Consider the following 16,537-nt stretch of genomic DNA (forward strand, 5'->3'; position numbering starts at 1 on the left):
CACAACATGACACTCAGCCGCAACCACTTTCCTGCCCACTTCCGCTGGGGCTCTGCCACCTCCAGTTACCAGATCGAAGGTGCCGCTGATACAGACGGCAAAGGCAAATCCATCTGGGACACCTTCTCTCACACGCCAGGCAAGGTCAAAGGAGGGGACACCGGAGATGTGGCCTGCGACCACTACCACCTGTGGGAACAGGACCTCAACCTGATGCAGGACCTGGGGCTCAACAGTTACCGGTTCTCCATTTCCTGGCCCCGCGTGCTGCCTGCTGGAAAAGGCACGGTCAATGCAAAAGGGCTGGAGTTCTATGACCGTCTGGTCGATGGACTCTTGCAAAGGGGACTTGATCCCTTTGTGACCCTGTACCACTGGGACCTTCCGCAGGCGTTGCAGGACACCGGTGGCTGGGTCAACCGCGAAACCGCCTTCCACTTTGCAGATTATGCTGCTGTGGTGTCTGAGCGCCTGGGAGACCGGGTAAAACACTGGATCACCCACAACGAGCCGTTCTGCACGGCCATGCTGGGCCACCTGTATGGCGCACACGCCCCCGGCATTCGTGACCTGAAAGCTGCCCTGCAGACCCTACACCACGTTTACCTCTCCCATGGTCTGGCAGTGCCGGTTCTGCGCCAGAACAGTGCTCAAGACGCGCAGGTGGGCATCACCCTCAGCCTGCACCCGGTGTACCCCTTCACAGATCAGCCTGAGGATCTGGAAGCTGCCAGACGCCACGATGGTTTCCGCAACCGCTGGTACCTTGATCCACTTTATGGCAGGGGTTACCCGCAGGACACCTGGGAAAGGTATGGAGCCAGCGTGCCAGATGTGCAGGAGGGTGACCTGCAGACCATCAGTGCAGAACTGGATTTCCTGGGGGTCAATTACTACTTCCGGGAAGTGGTGCAGCATGCTCCGGGTGAAGGGCTTTTCGATGTGCGGGAAGTGCACCTTGATGGGGTGGAAAGAACCTACTTTGACTGGGAGGTCTTCCCTGAGGGCCTCACTGCCCTCCTGACCCGTGTGCATGAAGAGTACCAGCCAAAGAAACTTTTCATCACCGAGAACGGGGCCACCTACCAGGACGAGATGGTGGGTGGGGTGGTGCAGGATGAAGACCGTCGCCGTTTCTTCGAGCGGCACCTGCAGGCCTCTTTGGATGTGCTCAAAAAAGGCATTCCGCTGGAAGGTTACTTTGCCTGGAGTTTGCTGGACAACTTTGAGTGGGCCGAGGGGTACGACAAACGCTTTGGACTCGTGCATGTGGATTTTCAAACTTTGACCCGCACCCTCAAACGCTCCGGTGAATGGTACCGTGACTTCCTCAGGGTTCCTGTTGTCCCCTGAGGGGTAAACAAATTCATCCCCCTTGACACCCAAGGGGGATGTTTCACATCAGAGGTTTTTTTCCAGCAACCTCTCCACAATCACCACGTCTTTCCAGACCCCCTCAAGCTGACCGTGCTTGATGTAGGTGCCCACTTCCCGGAATTCCAATCGGGAGAGCATTTTCAGGCTGGCCTGGTTCTCTGGAAAGACCCTGGAGAGCAGTTTCCAGAACCCGGCTTTTTCACTTTCAGCGATCAGGGCCTGCATGGCCACTTCTCCGAGCTTCTGTCCCCGTGTTTCACGTGCAACATAAACACTGAATTCTGCAATGCCCGCATAGCATTCTCTGGGTCGATACGTGGAGGTGGAGGCAAAAGCCTGCACGGTACCCTCCACTTCCACCACCACAATCGGATGGTGCCCATCAAACCAGCTTTCCACATCGGTCACTGTTCGGGGGCGGGTCTCGAAGGTGGCTGTGCGGTCTGCAATGCCCTGGTTGTAAATGCGTGCGATGCTCTCCGCATCTGCCCGGGTGGCGAGACGGCTGGAAATGGCAGAGGTTGAAGTCATGGGATCATCCTTTCTGGAATTCGGTGTGAAGGGCAACGTGCAAGGTGCTCAGGGCTTCAAAGATGGCCTGATGCTGTTCTTCAGGGATGTGCTGCAACACCCGGGCCGTCTGGGCATCCAGTGCCGAATTCAATTGCTGCAGGTGCTGGTTCCCTGCTGCAGTCAGCTCAATCCAGCTGGCCCGGCGGTCGGTGGGGTGTCTGGTTTTGACCACCTTTCCGTCTCTCAGGAGTCCATCCACATTGCGAGACAGCCAGGCCTTGTCCAGTTTCAGTCGGGCCACCAGGTCCATCAGGGTCAGGCGTCCGGCTTTGCCCAGTTCGCTGATGACATGACAGCGGGTGAGGCTCTCCGATCCGGCACAGCTGATGGTCTGCTGTTGCAACTGGTGATGCAACCGGGTCACCTGTCTGAGCAGGTCTGCTGCAGGAAAGTGAGGGGTGAGCTTCAGGTGCATGGCAAGGGCAGAATCAGGGCATGCCCCTTGCAATTCCTGTGATGCAGAGAGAGCGGCAGGCAGTTCAGATCTGGGTATGGTCTGGAACCCCTGCCTGGAAAAGTAACCCGCTGCGGTGGTGGTGAGCAGGTACAGGTCTGAGCAGTTGTGGGTCCTGGCCAGCTCGACAAGTCGATTGAAGAGCGCTTTGCCCCATCCTTTTCCCTGATGCTCTGGTGCCACGGCCACCGAACGCAGCAGGGCCACAGGGGGATACACTTCCAGCCCACCCACAGCAAGCAGACTTTCATCTTCGGTCACCACCACAAAGGTGGAGAGGTGGTCCCTGGCTCCCTGCAAAGGCAGCTGCGGTTCCCGCAACAGATGTTCAATTTCAGGCCAGTCCTGGGGTGTGACGGGTCGGATCACCATGATGCCTCCAGACGGTTGTGATTGACAACCATCTTCTCCAAGTTAGACCCATGGAGGCAATCTGTCAATGGCAAAATGTTGACCATCAAAGCAAATCTGCTGGTTGGGCACTTGAGCGAAGGGGTCACCGCGCTGAGCCCAGCTGTGTTCTGGCACAATGGAGGCATGCTTCCCTTGACCTCGCCCTTTGGGCCACCTGTAAGGTGAATCCTGTGAACCCCATAGATGTTTCAAGTTTGCTGACTGCAGGTGATTTTTCCAGGGTGTCCGGTCTGTCCCGCAAGGCTCTGCGGGTGTACGAGGACTACGGTCTCTTGCTTCCTGTGCACATCCATCCCGAGAACCGCTACCGGTTTTATGCCCCATCCCAGTTGCGGGATGCCCGCATCATTCAGGTGCTGCGGATGATGGAGGTGAGCATGGACCGCATCCAGCTTCTGCTCGACAGCACGGACCCCCTGCAGGACCTGAACGATCTGTGGGTTCACCGGGAGAAGCAGCATGTGCAGCACCGTGCTTTTGCACAGTACCTGCATTCGCTGTTCGAAGCCCAGGGAGGCGAAATGTTTGAAGTGCACACAAGACAGGTGGATGGAGAGTACGTGGCGACCCTGAGTGGACAGGTGTATGCCCATGAAGCTCCGGGATTCATTTCGAGCAGCATTGCAAAGATCCGCAGGTTTCTTGAACAGCAGCAGGTGGAGGCCAGAGAGATCGACTGGACCATCTGCCATGAGGGACCATCCAGGGACGCGAAAGGCTCCATGGAGGTCTGTGTTCCTTTTGTGGGGTCCCTCCTTCCGGGAGAGGGCATCAGCCTGAAACATGAACCCCCCCACCAGGAGGCCTACATCCGCCTGCGCAAGGAGCAGTGCCAGCCTGCAGTCCTCATGCAGGCCTACGATGCCGGCCAACGCTGGTTGCAGGAGCAGGGGAAAGTCCCCATCCTGGGCAGCCGTGAAGTCTACTTTGCAGACTGGTCCACCGTGGCAGACCACGAGGAGGCTTTTGATCTGGCCTTTCCCTACCACGACTGAGGACCACCATGAAAAACACTCCACCTCTGCATGACACAGAGGTGGAGTGGGTTTTTGAGGTCAGGCGTCTGATTGAAGCAAAGGATTCTCCTTCTGGTGGTTTTAGACGCCTGATCCCAGCATAGCACTTCTAGGGGATTTCCCTTATTGACAGGGTGGTCACTCAATTTACAGGGCTCTGAAAATGCAAGAATTTAGACTCAGATGGTGGGCATCACATTGCCGCCCGACACCGAAATGTACTGTCCGGTGATGAACCCGGCAAGGTCCGAGGCCAGAAAAGCCACCAGATTTGCGATGTCCTGATCGGTGCCCCTGCGCTTCATCGGCACTTTCTCACGGTAACCCAGAGAAGCTTCAGACTCAGGATGGTCCTCACTGATGGTCCATCCAGGTGCCACCTGATTGACCGTGATCTGGTGCTCTCCCACTTCCTTCGCCAGCACCCGCAGCACCCCATCCATCCCGCGTTTCCCGGCAACGTAAGCGCCCTGTCCGGGGTCGTTTTGCATGGCGCACTCGGTGTTGATGCCGATGACCCTGCCGTGCCCCCTTTCAACCATGCCAGGAACAAAAGCCTGGGCCATGAGGACGTTGTGCAGAATGCAAGAACGGTACTGGCTGTCATAATCTTCAAGGGGTTGCTCAAGCACCCGGGTCCAGCGGTACTGGATCACGGCATTGTTGACCATGATGTCCACAGGTCCCATTTCGGCCTCAATCAGGGTTTTCATGGCATCCACTTCTGCTTTAACGGTGACATCCGCCTGCACGGCCATGCTGCGGCGGCCCAGGGCACGAATGGCCTGCACCACCCGTTCTGCTTCCTGAGCATTGCGGTGAAAGTGCACCACCACATCTGCTCCGCACTGTGCGAGGGTCAGGCACATCACCCTGCCCAGTTGCCCGGAGCCTCCGGTGACCAGTGCGGTTTTTCCGGTCAGGTCAATTTTCATTTTTCCTCCTTGCAGATCAATCTACAGGAAGAAAGGCAGGGAACATCCCTGCCTTCTGAAGGGTTACTCCTGATAGGAAGACCGTCTGCGGCGTTTGCGCCTGCGGCGTTTGGCCCTCTGGACCACCTGCGGGTCACTGCGGTACCTGAGGTACATGATCACCAGTCCGGGGAGGCCTGCACCGACCAGCACACAGGTCAAAATCAACAACCAGGGATTGCTCAACCATTCATTCATTTGTAATCCTCATGTCATCTCATGCTATCCCATCTGGGCTGACAGGTGAAAACGTTTCAAAATCCGTACCCAGTCTAAACAGAGATCAGGCCGGAGCAGGCGTGTCTTTCCCCAGCAGAATCCTGAGCGCAATTGGGGCCAGCACAGTGGTCAGGAGCACCATCACGATCACCTGAGCGAAAACATCCTTCTGGATGACTCCATAAGACAGACCGATGCCTGCCACAATCAGGCCGACCTCACCGCGAGGCACCATGCCAAGCCCCACCAGAAGGGCCTGTTTGCGGCCCTGGGACAGTGCACCTGTAAACCCCCCCACCAGTTTGGTGATGACTGCAATCACGGTGAGGATTCCACCAGCAGTCAGCACCGAAGGGCTTCCGAGTGCTGCCAGGTCCAGTTTGACCCCCACCATGGCGAAGAACACAGGTGCGAGGAAGTCTTCGAGGGCATGAACCTTGCTTTCAAAGGTGTGTTCGTCTTTCACTTCTGCCAGGACCATTCCGGCCAGGAAGGCCCCAATGATCGGGGCAAGTCCAGCCAGACTGGACAGGGCAGCAAGCCCAAGACCCACCACCACGGCCATGCCAAAACTGTTGGCCAGGGGGAGGTTGTTGAGTTTGCTTTGAAAGCGTCTGAGCAGCGGAATGCCGATGAGCAGGACCGCCACCACAAAACCCACACTGATTCCCAGGGTGGTGAGGACGCCCAGCATGGAGATTTCTCCTCCTTTGCCCAGACCGGAAACCACCGCCAGAATGGTCAGGCCCAGGATGTCATCGATCACAGCGGCCCCCAGGATGATCTGGGCGAATTTGCGGTCCAGCACGCCCATTTCCTGCAATACCTTGGCGGTGATGCCGACGCTGGTCGCCACCAGGGTGGTGGCAATGAAGAGGCTTTCAATGTTCCCATGGCCCTGCTGCACCCCGAAAAAGTATCCTCCCACCATGGGCAGGATGATCCCCAGAAGGGCCACCATCAGGGCTTCTTTGCCCACCTGCAGCAGGTCCTTGAAGCGGGTCTCCAGGCCCACCATGAACATCAGAAAGATGGCTCCAATTTCTGCCAGGGCTTCCATGGTCACACTCTCGCCCACCACGCTCAGCAGGCTGGGACCGACCACCACACCCGCAGCCACCTGGCCCACCACCCGGGGCAGGCCCAGTTTTGCAAACAGCCAGGACCCCACCTGTGCAGCCAGCACCAGATAGAACAGCTGGAGCAGCAACCCGGTGACTTCTGCATTTCCTGCAGCAAGGGCACTCCCTCCTCCCATCAGGGCGAGGAGGGGCAGCATGCGGGGTGGGGAATGAACACTGCGGATGCTGCTTCTGAAGATTTTCATTTGATGCTCCTTTCAAAACGAGACGGAGACTGCTTGTTTGAAACAGTCTCCGCCAGGCCCACGTATGGAGGTGGGTCTCCGCCTTTCGGCACATTTACGACCTCAGGTTACGGAAAACCCCCTCCCTTTTCAAGGGTGCAGGTGCCAATCAGAATCCGGGAAGTTCAGGACTGTGGCCCTGAACCGAGAACAGGCAGGATCAGGGAGATGCAGGTGCCGGACTGCCCTGCGCTTTTTGCAGCGATGGTGCCCCCATGCTGCTCGGTCAGCCAGCGGGCAATGGTCAGTCCCAGACCACTGCCACTGGGGTTTTGCTGTTTTGCTGTTGCTGAGCGGTAAAAACGGTCAAAAATGTGAGGCAGGTCCTCTGCCGGAATGCCCATGCCAGTGTCTTCCACTTCAGTCAGAACCTCATTGTTGTGCAGTCGGGTGCGTACAGTGACGGTGCCCCCTGCAGGGGTGTAAACCAGGGCGTTGTCCAGCAAGATCAGCAGGAGTTGCTTCAGGCGGTTTGGGTCTCCTTCCACCCACAGGTCATCGCTGGATTCAAGCTGCAGGTCCTGCCCGGTCCTGAGCTGCTGGGCGTCCCGGAAGGCCTGCAGCACCACCTCGGAGTAATTCACTTTCTCATGGACCAGTTCAATGCCCGCATCTTTTTTCGCCAGAATCAGCAGGTCCTCCACCAGCCGTCCAAGCCTTGACATCTCCAGTTCTGCATCATGCAGGATGTCTTCCCGTTCGTGGGGCAGCATGGTGGGGTAACGCCGGATCAGTTCCAGGTTGCCTCGCACGATGGTGATCGGGGTGCGCAGTTCGTGGGAAGCGTCGGCGAAAAAGTGCCGCTGGGCGCGTACAGCCTGCTCCAGGCTTTCGATCATGTGGTTGAGGGTGCGGGCCAGAATGCCAAGTTCATCGCGCAGGGGAAAGCGTTCCACCCGCTGGGACAGGTCCTGGGAGTGGGCAATGTGGTCTGCAGTGCGGGTCAGGCGGGTGATGGGCCTGAGGGCCATGCCAGCCACCATCCACGCCAGCACCGCTGCCACCACGGCCAGCACCACCGTGAGGGTCAGCAAAACCCTGAGCAGGGCCTGGGTGGCCGTGTCAAGGTGCCCCAGTGGACTCAGGGTTTCCAGGTAACCGGCCACCTTTCCTTGCCTTTCGAGGCGCACCACGTACCTGCGCCAGCGTTCCCCCTCAATGCGCACGGTGCCGAAAGCCGCATGGTCTGGCAGAGGCACCGGACTGTCCAGTGTGGGCAGCAACCGAATCCACAGGGGCATCAGCGGCCGGGTGGGCCGCTCAAGGGGCAAAGTCGGGTCGGTGGCAGGCAGGTCCTGGCCGCTTTCGGAAGCCTGACGGAGGCGACCATCTGGAAAATACAGCCGGATGGCGACCCCATTGCTGTCGGCATCCAGCACGTAAGAGCGGTCTGCAGCACGGATGCCTGCAGCAACATGGTTTCCAGTGAGGATCAGCACCCGGTCCACGTCCTGGTACTGGCTTTTCACGTAAAAGCCGTAAGCCAGCAGGGACAGGGCCAGCAGCAAGAGACCGCACAGGCCACCGTACCACAACGAGAGCCGCTCACGGATCAGCACTCAGTCCTCCCGGAGGATGTACCCTGCACCGCGAATGGTCTGGATCAGGCGGCTTTCTCCTCCCTGTTCGAGTTTCTGCCTCAGGCCACTGATCACCACCTCCACCACGTTGACATCGCCAAAATACTCCATGCCCCACACCCGGTCGAGCAGCATCGGCTTGGAGAACACCCGCTCAGGGTTTTCCAGGAGGGTCTGCACCAACTTGAACTCCAGAGGGGTCAGGTGCAGCACCCTTTGCCCCCTGCACACCTGATGCCTTTGCAAATCCAGGACCAGATCGGCGTAACGCAACTCGGAGGTTTCCGGGGTTCTCTTGCGCAGGATCAACCTGACCCGGGCAAGGAGCACATCAAAAGAGAACGGTTTGGTGATGTAATCATCTGCGCCGGATTCCAGCCCCTGCACGTGCTCCTGGGGTTTGTCCCGGGCAGTGAGCAGAATCACCGGGAGCGTTTCTCCAGCGGTCCGCACCTTCCTCAGGACCTCGAGACCTGAGAGGTCGGGCATCATGATGTCCAGAATCAAGAGGTCCACGTCATGATCGCGCAATTTCTCCAGGGCTTCCGTGCCGGACTGGGCTTCCAGCACCGGGTAACCTTCGAAGGCCAGACCACGCCGCAGCATCATCAGCATGCGTGGATCGTCGTCCACCACCAGAACCTTGGGCATGTCCCATTGGTGCACCGCTGGCTCATGAAAACTGTGAACATTTCCTTCAGATGCCTTCACTCAGCTTTCCCTAAGCTTTCTCGAAGGTGGAAGCCAGTTTGCCTGCCTATGATGGCGTCACTGGAGGTTCAGATGCTGACCGTAAAAACATTGATGGAGATGGGGGAAATTCACACCCCCCACCGAAAAATCGGCAGTGTGGTGGATGTGGTCATCAACCATCAACTCGGGCGGGTGATCGCCTATCTGGTGCGCTCGGAGGCCTTCCACACCCAGGAGGCCGTGCTTTTTGATGCCCTGATGTACCACAGTGAACACAGGGGTTATGTGCAATCCAGCGACGATGTGGTGCCGCTCATCAAACTGCCGCGCCTGCAGGCCCTGGCGGAAGAATACCAGGTGATCGGCAAACCCTGGCTGGATTTTGAAGGCCGGGAAATCGGCACCATTGAGGACATTTCTTTTGATGGGCAGACCGGTTACGTGATGTACTACAAGATCAAATTCCATCCCCACGTTCCGGTGGTCACCCCCATGATGTCTGCGGCACTCAGTCCTTTCCGGGGGCAGTGATGCACATCGCCCTGCTCTGCCATTCCACCCTCGGAGGCTCCGGGGTGGTGACCAGCGAACTTGCCCTGTCTCTGGCCAGACGGGGCATGACGGTGCATGTGCTTTCCGACCAGAAACCTTTTCGGCTGGAGATCCCGCAGGACCTGCAAGACAGGCTGCTTTTTCACCCGATTGAAACGGTCAGCCATCCGGTGCTGCCGGGGAACCTGTTTTCGCTCTCCACAGTCAACCAGCTGGTGCAACTCAGTTACCAGTATCCGATTGACCTGGTGAACGTGCATTACGCCATTCCTTTCGCTCCGAGTGCCGTGTTCGCCCGGGAGATTGCTGGACAGCGTTTCCGGGTGGTGACCACCCTGCACGGCACCGACGTGACCCTGCTCGGGCAGCACCCGGCCCTGAAAGCCACCCTCAGGTACAGCCTGGAACAGTCCGATGCCCTCACGGCAGTGTCCAACAGCCTGGCCCAGGAGGCCAGACGCATTTTTGACCTCAGCCACTTCAAGCCGATCCATGTGATTCCCAACTGGGTGCCCGAAGGCCGTTTCTGGTTCCAGGAAGACCCCATGAATGATTTCCCGGTGCTGGTGCACGCCTCCAACTTCCGCCCCATCAAACGCACCAGAGACGTGATCTGGATTGTGCATGAGGTTTTAAAACACCGCACGGTGAAACTCCGCATGGTCGGAGAAGGACCGGACCGGGCAGCCTGCATGGCCCTGGCCTGTGAGCTCGGCATTTCTCAGCACATCGAATTCCTCGCCTCCACCCCTCACATCGAGCAGCACCTGCAAGACGCCGACCTGTTGCTCCTGCCCAGCGAAAGCGAATCCTTCGGGCTCATTGCACTGGAAGCCATGGCCTGCGGGGTCCCGGTGGTGGCCTCCCACACTGGAGGACTCCCGGAAGTGGTGGTGCATGGATCAAGCGGGGTCCTGAGGCCCGTCGGGGATGTGGAAGGCATGGCGGCAGCAGTGCTGGACATTCTGGCAGACCGTGACGCCTGCCGCACGATGCGCAGAGCCGCCTGCAAACGCAGCCAGCGTTTCTCTGAAGAACGCTCCGTCAGGGAGTACCTGCGCATTTTTCAGGGTCTGGTTTCCCCCACCCTCAACCAGCGGGTCGGAGAGGCAGGTTTGTGGCAGGAGATTCCGGCCCACCCCTGGCCCCATCTGGAGGACGCATGACCGAATCAAATGGACCTTTTCTGCTCACCATCTACCTGACCGCCTGTGAAGCCGAAAGTGCATTTCGCACGCTGGTGCAGCACGCCCGCAGCAGTGGATTCCCGGTGGAACTGCCGCTCGTTCCGGTGAAACTGCCTGAACACCACCAGAACCTGCATGCCTCTCCCGTGGAGCACGTGCTGTCCCTGCATGGCAACCTGAAAAGCATCACCGGATTTGTGGAGGTTCACCGGGACCTGATCATGGGAAACGGCTTTGTGGACATCTCCCCGGTGCTGCGCCCCCTGGCCCTCAGCTGAACTTTCACCCCGGAGGAGAAGGTGCGTGGACACGGTGCGGTCTGTCCACGCAGGAGGATCAACATGTCAGAATCTTCCTTGCCAAAACAGAGCAGCAGGGACTTTGTGCTGGTGGTGACCCGCGAGGGTCGCATCAAGACGCTGCGCATCCGGGACATCACCCACCTGTCACCCGGTCACACCAGAGACACCACCACGGTCTTCCTGACCGGAGAAACCAGCCATCTGGAAGGCCTCGCCGTAACCATTCAGGAGCCCTGTCGGGTCTTTCAGACGCGCTGCGAGTGCCTGCTGGGTGCACTGCAGAGGGCAGACTGTCAGGGCATCAATGAATTCTTTGCCCCCAGACCTGTGCTTCCAGAACAGCAGGTTGGGTAGCCCTTTTCCATCTCAGAAAAGAAAAACTGCCCCATTTGGGGCAGCTGGGTAGCTCATTCCAGAGCGAAAAAAGTTTAGCACATCCTCTGGCAGGCTTTCCTGAAGATTTGCTTATGTTTTGATCCAGATCAAAATTTTGGGTTGCTCAGAGGTGCAGTGCCCTGTCATTCCAAGGTGTCGCTGCACAGGCGGTGTTTCTGGACCACAAGCTGCAATTGATCGAAATCCCCATCTGGAATCAGGCAAACCCACCCTGAATCAGGCGAGCCCAGTTTCTGCAGGATGCACAGCTGGTAATGCTGGCTTCTGGCCGCCTGCAAGAGCAGGGCTTCGATCAGGTCCACCGTTTCATCTTCCTGCGGTGCTGGACCTGCAGAGAGCGCCTGCAGGGCAGCTTTGAGTTCATCTGTGCGGTACAGGGCGTTTCGAGAACCAAACTCGAAGGACAGGTGGGCCAGACGCAGCAGGTCCTGTGCTGCACCTGCACTGACATCGTAAAAATGGTGGATGGGGTTTTCTGCAGCAGACATTCCAGCCTCAGGTCCAACACTCTAAAGCCTGAAGCTTAGGATTTGCTGATGCACGGGCTCTTCCTGGATCTGGTTCAGAAGTGCAGTTTCTGCTCAGACCCTCAGTGAACCTCTGAACCCCCTGCTCGCATAATAAGAGGATGCCCCATTGTGGTACACAAAAACGTGGTTGTAACGGCGGTCTCCAAAAAGTGCCCCTCCCAGACTGCGGATGTCTGTGGGGGTTTTCACCCAGCTTGAGGTTTTGAGGTCAAACTCGCCCAGGGTTTGCAAATGACGGTACTCCTCCTCGCTGAGGAGCTCGATGCCCATGCTGTTGGCCATCTCCAGTGCGCTGTTGTGGGGTCTGGCTTCTTTTCTGGATTCCAGGCCTTCCCGGTCATAACAGATGCTTCTGCGGCCCTTCGGGGTTTCTGCAGCGCAATCAAAGAAAATGTACGCTCCTGTTTCAGGGTCCTGACCGACCACATCGGGTTCTCCACCGCTGTCTTCCATTTCCTGCAGGGACCAGAGTTTCTCAGGGCGCTCTTCCAGTCGGGTCTGGATGTCACTCCAGTTCAGGCTGGGGTGGCGCTTGTGGTTTTTCTCGAAACGGGCTTTCAAGGTGCGGAGCAGGTCCTGCTGCTCAGGTGACAGTGCTCTTTGATTGCTGTCTGAATCAGGCATTTTGTCATGTTACCACTGTGGCAGGAAGCTTTACGCAACCTTCACAGGGTTTCGTTATCCTGACCATCCTGGGACGTTCCGTCTGCCTCGTTCTCAGATGCTTCAGAGGAAGGGCAATGAGACCTTCAGGGCGGTATGCTTGCACAAGAAGGATGCCAAAGAGACCTGGGAAAAGCTTTGTTGAGGAGGGACAATGGCACGCATTTTGATCATGGACGATGATCCCAACATCCACCAGATCCTCTCCATGTACCTGGAGCGGGATGGGCACACTGTGTTGCAGGCCCTGAATGGAACTGCAGGCCTGCACCTTGAAGGTGAAGCGGACCTGCTGATCATCGACTGGATGATGCCCGAAGTGAGTGGTCTGCAGGTGATCGAGATCCTGCGGGGTCAGGGCTGCGTGAAGCCCATGCTCCTGCTGACTGCCAGGGGAGATGAGGGGGACAAACTGCAGGGTCTGGATGCTGGAGCAGACGATTATGTGGTCAAGCCCTTCTCCCCCCGTGAGGTGACAGCGAGGGTGCGGGCCCTGCTGCGCCGGGCTGGCATCAAAGAAGAGATCATTCTTGGTGCCCTGATGGTGAAACCGCAGTCCCATCAGGTGTGGCTGGATGGGCAGGAGGTGCAGCTCTCAAAGCTGGAATTTGACCTGCTCTCTGCCTTCCTGAGCACACCTGGAATGGTCTGGACCCGGGACCGGTTGCTGGGGCGCGTGTGGGGCAGTGACTTTCCAGAAATGGACCGGGTGGTGGATGTGCATGTGAAAAACCTGCGCAAGAAACTGCACGATGATCCTGAAAATCCGACCTTCATTGAGACCGTGCGCGGAGTGGGGTACCGCCTCAGGGAGCAGGAGTGAAACTGTACCCCAGGCTCTTTTTCACCCACCTGCTGGTGAGCCTGGTGGGACTGGTGGCGGTCTTCGTCGTGGCTGAACTGGTGGCTCCCGCTTTCTACCAGGAGCACATCCGCCAGATGGTGGTGTCCTTTGGGGCCGGGGGAGAAGGCATGCACCACCAGCTGGAGCAGGGTTTTCGCAACACCGTCACCTCTGCAATCCTCTTTGCCCTGCCTGTTGCTGTGGGCGTCGGCTTGCTCACCACCCACCTTCTGATGCGGCGGATTGTGCAGTCCGTGCAGCACCTTTCCCAGGGAAGTCAGGCGATCAGTTCAGGCCAGTACGGTTTGCGCCTGCCAGAAACAGGCCAGGATGAACTGTCCCTGCTGGCCCGCAATTTCAACCGCATGGCCTCTGCCCTCGAAGGGGTGGAGAAGGCCCGCATCGAGATGATCACCCATGTGGCCCACGACCTGAGAACCCCCCTTTCATCCCTGCGGGGTTACTCTGAAGGCCTGCTGGATGGGGTGATGGACCGTGAACTGGTCGCCTCCCAGATCCTCAGGGAGGTGTCTCACATGGAGCGTCTGGTGCAGGACCTCTCGCTGGTGTCAAAAGTGGAGGCGGGCAAGGTGGACCTGCACCTCACTGCTGTGGATGTGTCAGGAATACTGGAGGAGGTGCAGGAGCGTTTCCGTCTGGTCTTTGAGGACCGTGGGGTGGACCTGCAGGTGCACATCCCTCTGCTGCAGGTGCATGCAGACCGTGACAGGGTTTCCCAGGTGCTGAACAATTTGCTGTCCAATGCCCTCAGGCACACGCCCACAGGTGGGAAGGTGCAGGTGGGTGCCCTCCGACAGGGAAAACAGGTGAGGTTCACGGTGCAGGACACCGGAGAGGGCATCCCTGAGGGGCACATCGGGCGGATCTTTGACCGTTTTTACCGTGTGGATGCAGACCGCAGCCGCCGGGAAGGGGGCAGTGGGGTGGGCCTCACCATCGTGCGGGGCCTGATTGACCTGATGGGGGGAGAGGTGGGGGTGCAGTCTCGTCCTGGACACACAGAATTCTGGTTCACCCTGCCTGCTGCCGAACCGGGAAAGAAGACCTGATCGTGCAGAAGTCCTCAGTTGGCACCGGGCAAGTCACCCTGAGGGTCAGTCGGGCTCTTCGTCCTCCTGGCGTACTCGAACAGCATCAGGGCCAGTTCTCGGGTGGCGACTGCATCTCCCAGGCTAGTGTGTGCAGGGTAGGGCTTCAGCTTCCGGTTGAGCACCCGGGCCACGGCCTGCCTGGATTTGTGCAGAGACAGGTAACGGAAATCCTGCAATGTGCTGCCAGATGGCTCGGGCTTGCCAAACAGGGCCGAACTGGCCAGCATCAGGCAGTGCCAGCTTCGGGGCAGCTGGAAATCCTTTCTCGAAACGCCATTTCGCTTCTGGGTGCGCAGCAGGGTGCTGCGGTCAAAATCCGCATTGAAGGCCAGAACCCCCTTTCCCTGCAGGGCTTTTTGAAGCTCTGGATAAACTTCGGCGAAGGTGGGTTCGTCCTCCAGCATCTGCATTGAGATGCCATGCACCTCAAAGGCACTTTCCTGAATGGGAGTGGTGGGCCGGATCAACTGGTTGAACAGCACCTCACCCGTGCCGGACACCACGCTGATGCTGATGGCTTCACCCACAAGATCGGTGGTTTCGGTGTCCAGGGTGACCCAGGATTCCGGGGGCAGCAGGGCCAGCTCCTGCAGTTCCCGCAGGGTGGCCTGCTGCCACTCCTCCACCTGATTGGAGAGCTGCTGTGCTTCGGTGGTGCTGCGGCGTTCTCCGGCGGCAAGCAAGATGCCCAGTTCCCGTTCAGAGGGTTTGCGTTTCGGGACCGCCTCGCTGCGGGAAAAAAGTTCCACAGGTTGCCTGTTCCTTGCCCCGTGTGACATGGTTGCCACGGGAGCCCCTCCGGGTTGCAGCCCTTCTTTTCCCAGTTCGGTTTTGGTGGCGAGGTCCTCGGGCACCTGGTTCCAGTGGCGGTAATGGGGGAGGGAGCGCTTCATGGCCTGTTCTAGCATGGGATGGTCCAACAAGCAGTTGCAGAAGTTTCAATGCGCTTGGTCCTTTCACTCCATTCCGCTACAGTCGTAGCATGATGTTGCGTGTTGTCCCTGTGCTTCTGCTGCTCGGAGCCTCTCCTGTGCTGGCCTCTTCCACCATCGAATCCCTGAGTGCAGCCCAGCCCTCCTCTCCGGGACATCGGCCTGCTGCAAAACTTCCAGAACTGGTGCTGAAACCTGCCATTGCAGGGGTGAAGAAAATCCAGTACTTCGGGAATGGACACATTGAAGTGGCGGGGGCGCTGGTGCTGGTGCCGCAAGACAGCAGAACCCCCCAGCTGCTCAAACTGGCCCAGCAGGTGGCGAAAGCCACCCTGAACGCCCGTCTGCAACTGAACGAGGTGGACATCAGCATTCATGCCAGGGAGAACTTCCGGGGATTTGGAGGTCCGGCTCCATTGTTGACGGCTTCTGTGCCCCGTGCCCGTCTGAAAGAGTTTCTGGCCCTTTCTGCAGCAAACATCAGGACTTATGAGCGGGTGTGGCTGGCCTCAGAGGCAAAAGAGCCTGCTCTGGTGGCAGGTGGGGAGGTGCAGGCCACCCGGGATCGGGAGAGGGCCCCCCTGTTTCAGGGCACGGTCGCCCAGTTGATTCGCCAGTTGATCGCCCAGAGGAAAGCCCGGCGAAGCGGGGAAACGGTGGACGGTATTGTGCTGCACGGCAATCCCGGGGTCAAGCAGGCCGCCCTCACCTTTGATGATGCCGTTCACCCGATTTATGCCCCGTTGCTGCTGGACTCCCTGCGCATGAACCGCACCCGGGCGACCTTCTTTGTGGTGGGGCGCAACGTTTTTGCCTACCCGTACTTTCTGCGTGACCTGGTGAAAGACGGCCATGAGATCGGCAACCACACGTACCACCACATCCGGGCGAGTGACCTCACCATTGAACAGCTTGAGGATGAAATTGTGGGCACCAACCAGCTTGTGCGGGAACTCACTGGACAGAAAATGGTGTATTTCCGTCCTCCGGGAGGCTGGTATTCCCTTGAGATGCTGATGCTTCTGAAAAAACTGAACCTGACCATGGCCTTCTGGACCAATGATCCCTCCGATGTGGACAATCTGGGTGCTGTTGAACTGGAAAAGCGCTTCCTGCGCGACCTGCACCCTGGCGGCATCGTCCTCTTGCACGACAACGCCCAGGACACCATCCTCAGCATTGGGCAACTGATCCAGAAAGCAAAACAGCGGGGCATTGCCCTGGTGCCTCTGGGAGAACTGATGTCTGGAACAAAGCGAAAAGTTTATCCCTCACAGTGAACATTTCACAGCGAGCGTCAGGTGTGCCTCTGGGTTCAAGAGCAGGCTGTCTTTCTCAGCACGAACTGCCATC

The 16,537-nt window shown here is 58.3% G+C and carries 19 protein-coding genes; 9 read left to right on the forward strand and 10 right to left on the reverse strand.

The genetic code is table 11. The annotated features are described in order from the left end of the window. Positions 1-1,353 (forward strand): GH1 family beta-glucosidase (locus DC3_RS12010; protein ID WP_307724740.1); only part of this gene is annotated, 1,353 nt, incomplete at its 5' end. A gap of 48 nt (positions 1,354-1,401) precedes the next feature. Here DC3_RS12010 and DC3_RS12015 read toward each other — a convergent pair. Further along, positions 1,402-1,908: an arsinothricin resistance N-acetyltransferase ArsN1 family A gene (locus DC3_RS12015; protein WP_146884624.1), complete on the reverse strand. Its 507-nt coding sequence runs from the start codon at positions 1,906-1,908 to the stop codon at positions 1,402-1,404. Positions 1,909-1,912: 4 nt separating this feature from the next. Beyond that, positions 1,913-2,776 (reverse strand): arsenic resistance N-acetyltransferase ArsN2, encoded by an 864-nt coding sequence (gene arsN2 / locus DC3_RS12020; RefSeq protein WP_146884625.1) that lies wholly within the window; start codon positions 2,774-2,776, stop codon positions 1,913-1,915. Between the two features lie 212 nt (positions 2,777-2,988). Here arsN2 and DC3_RS12025 point away from each other — a divergent pair, with 212 nt between their 5' ends. Beyond that, positions 2,989-3,813 carry a MerR family transcriptional regulator gene (locus tag DC3_RS12025; protein ID WP_186815986.1) on the forward strand — a complete coding sequence of 275 codons (825 nt, stop codon included), beginning with the start codon at positions 2,989-2,991 and terminating at the stop codon, positions 3,811-3,813. Between the two features lie 200 nt (positions 3,814-4,013). On the opposite strand, the gene DC3_RS12030 is transcribed toward DC3_RS12025, so the two are convergent. From DC3_RS12030 to DC3_RS12045, 5 genes are all read right to left on the reverse strand, one after another. Further along, positions 4,014-4,769 carry an SDR family NAD(P)-dependent oxidoreductase gene (locus DC3_RS12030; RefSeq protein ID WP_146884627.1) on the reverse strand — a complete coding sequence of 252 codons (756 nt, stop codon included), beginning with the start codon at positions 4,767-4,769 and terminating at the stop codon, positions 4,014-4,016. Between the two features lie 63 nt (positions 4,770-4,832). After that, positions 4,833-5,006, reverse strand: a complete 174-nt coding sequence (locus DC3_RS29120; RefSeq protein ID WP_186815987.1) for a hypothetical protein — start codon at positions 5,004-5,006, stop codon at positions 4,833-4,835. An 85-nt stretch (positions 5,007-5,091) separates the two neighbouring features. After that, positions 5,092-6,354 carry a cation:proton antiporter gene (locus tag DC3_RS12035; RefSeq protein WP_222594755.1) on the reverse strand — a complete coding sequence of 421 codons (1,263 nt, stop codon included), beginning with the start codon at positions 6,352-6,354 and terminating at the stop codon, positions 5,092-5,094. Positions 6,355-6,518: 164 nt separating this feature from the next. Further along, on the reverse strand, positions 6,519-7,952 hold the full coding sequence (locus DC3_RS12040; protein WP_146884628.1) for a sensor histidine kinase: 1,434 nt from the start codon (positions 7,950-7,952) through the stop codon (positions 6,519-6,521). Then, positions 7,953-8,624 carry a response regulator transcription factor gene (locus DC3_RS12045; RefSeq protein WP_146884845.1) on the reverse strand — a complete coding sequence of 224 codons (672 nt, stop codon included), beginning with the start codon at positions 8,622-8,624 and terminating at the stop codon, positions 7,953-7,955. Positions 8,625-8,756: 132 nt separating this feature from the next. On the opposite strand from DC3_RS12045, the gene DC3_RS12050 reads away from it, so the two are divergent. From DC3_RS12050 to DC3_RS12065, 4 genes are all read left to right on the forward strand, one after another. Next, a complete protein-coding gene (locus DC3_RS12050) occupies positions 8,757-9,197 on the forward strand; it encodes a PRC-barrel domain-containing protein (protein WP_146884629.1) in 441 nt (146 codons plus the stop codon). Continuing rightward, on the forward strand, positions 9,197-10,384 hold the full coding sequence (gene bshA / locus DC3_RS12055; RefSeq protein WP_146884630.1) for an N-acetyl-alpha-D-glucosaminyl L-malate synthase BshA: 1,188 nt from the start codon (positions 9,197-9,199) through the stop codon (positions 10,382-10,384). Before DC3_RS12050 ends, bshA begins: the two co-directional genes overlap by 1 nt. Continuing rightward, positions 10,381-10,683: a hypothetical protein gene (locus DC3_RS12060; RefSeq protein WP_146884631.1), complete on the forward strand. Its 303-nt coding sequence runs from the start codon at positions 10,381-10,383 to the stop codon at positions 10,681-10,683. The genes bshA and DC3_RS12060 overlap by 4 nt, the downstream gene beginning before the upstream one ends. Positions 10,684-10,746: 63 nt before the next feature. Next, the gene (locus DC3_RS12065; RefSeq protein ID WP_146884632.1) at positions 10,747-11,061 is read left to right on the forward strand and encodes a hypothetical protein; all 315 of its coding nucleotides are present in this window, start codon (positions 10,747-10,749) and stop codon (positions 11,059-11,061) included. A 164-nt stretch (positions 11,062-11,225) separates the two neighbouring features. Here the strand turns inward: DC3_RS12065 and DC3_RS12070 are convergent, their stop codons facing one another. Together DC3_RS12070 and DC3_RS12075 are read right to left on the reverse strand one after the other, a co-directional pair. Then, the gene (locus DC3_RS12070) at positions 11,226-11,591 is read right to left on the reverse strand and encodes a hypothetical protein (RefSeq protein ID WP_146884633.1); all 366 of its coding nucleotides are present in this window, start codon (positions 11,589-11,591) and stop codon (positions 11,226-11,228) included. Positions 11,592-11,684: 93 nt separating this feature from the next. After that, entirely contained in the window at positions 11,685-12,257 is a 573-nt protein-coding gene (locus DC3_RS12075) for a DUF4256 domain-containing protein (protein WP_146884634.1), read from the reverse strand. Positions 12,258-12,450: 193 nt separating this feature from the next. Between DC3_RS12075 and DC3_RS12080 the strand changes: the two genes are divergently transcribed. Beyond that, complete coding sequence (locus DC3_RS12080) at positions 12,451-13,119, forward strand: response regulator transcription factor (protein ID WP_146884635.1); 669 nt, start codon at positions 12,451-12,453, stop codon at positions 13,117-13,119. Continuing rightward, complete coding sequence (locus tag DC3_RS12085) at positions 13,116-14,210, forward strand: sensor histidine kinase (protein WP_146884636.1); 1,095 nt, start codon at positions 13,116-13,118, stop codon at positions 14,208-14,210. Before DC3_RS12080 ends, DC3_RS12085 begins: the two co-directional genes overlap by 4 nt. A gap of 14 nt (positions 14,211-14,224) precedes the next feature. Here DC3_RS12085 and DC3_RS12090 read toward each other — a convergent pair whose 3' ends face one another. Continuing rightward, positions 14,225-15,145 (reverse strand): 3'-5' exonuclease, encoded by a 921-nt coding sequence (locus DC3_RS12090; RefSeq protein ID WP_186815988.1) that lies wholly within the window; start codon positions 15,143-15,145, stop codon positions 14,225-14,227. Between the two features lie 89 nt (positions 15,146-15,234). On the opposite strand from DC3_RS12090, the gene DC3_RS12095 reads away from it, so the two are divergent. Beyond that, positions 15,235-16,464 carry a polysaccharide deacetylase family protein gene (locus DC3_RS12095; protein WP_146884638.1) on the forward strand — a complete coding sequence of 410 codons (1,230 nt, stop codon included), beginning with the start codon at positions 15,235-15,237 and terminating at the stop codon, positions 16,462-16,464. Positions 16,465-16,537 lie beyond the last annotated feature (73 nt).

The sequence above is a fragment of the Deinococcus cellulosilyticus NBRC 106333 = KACC 11606 genome (genome assembly GCF_007990775.1).
GTDB lineage: Bacteria > Deinococcota > Deinococci > Deinococcales > Deinococcaceae > Deinococcus_C > Deinococcus_C cellulosilyticus.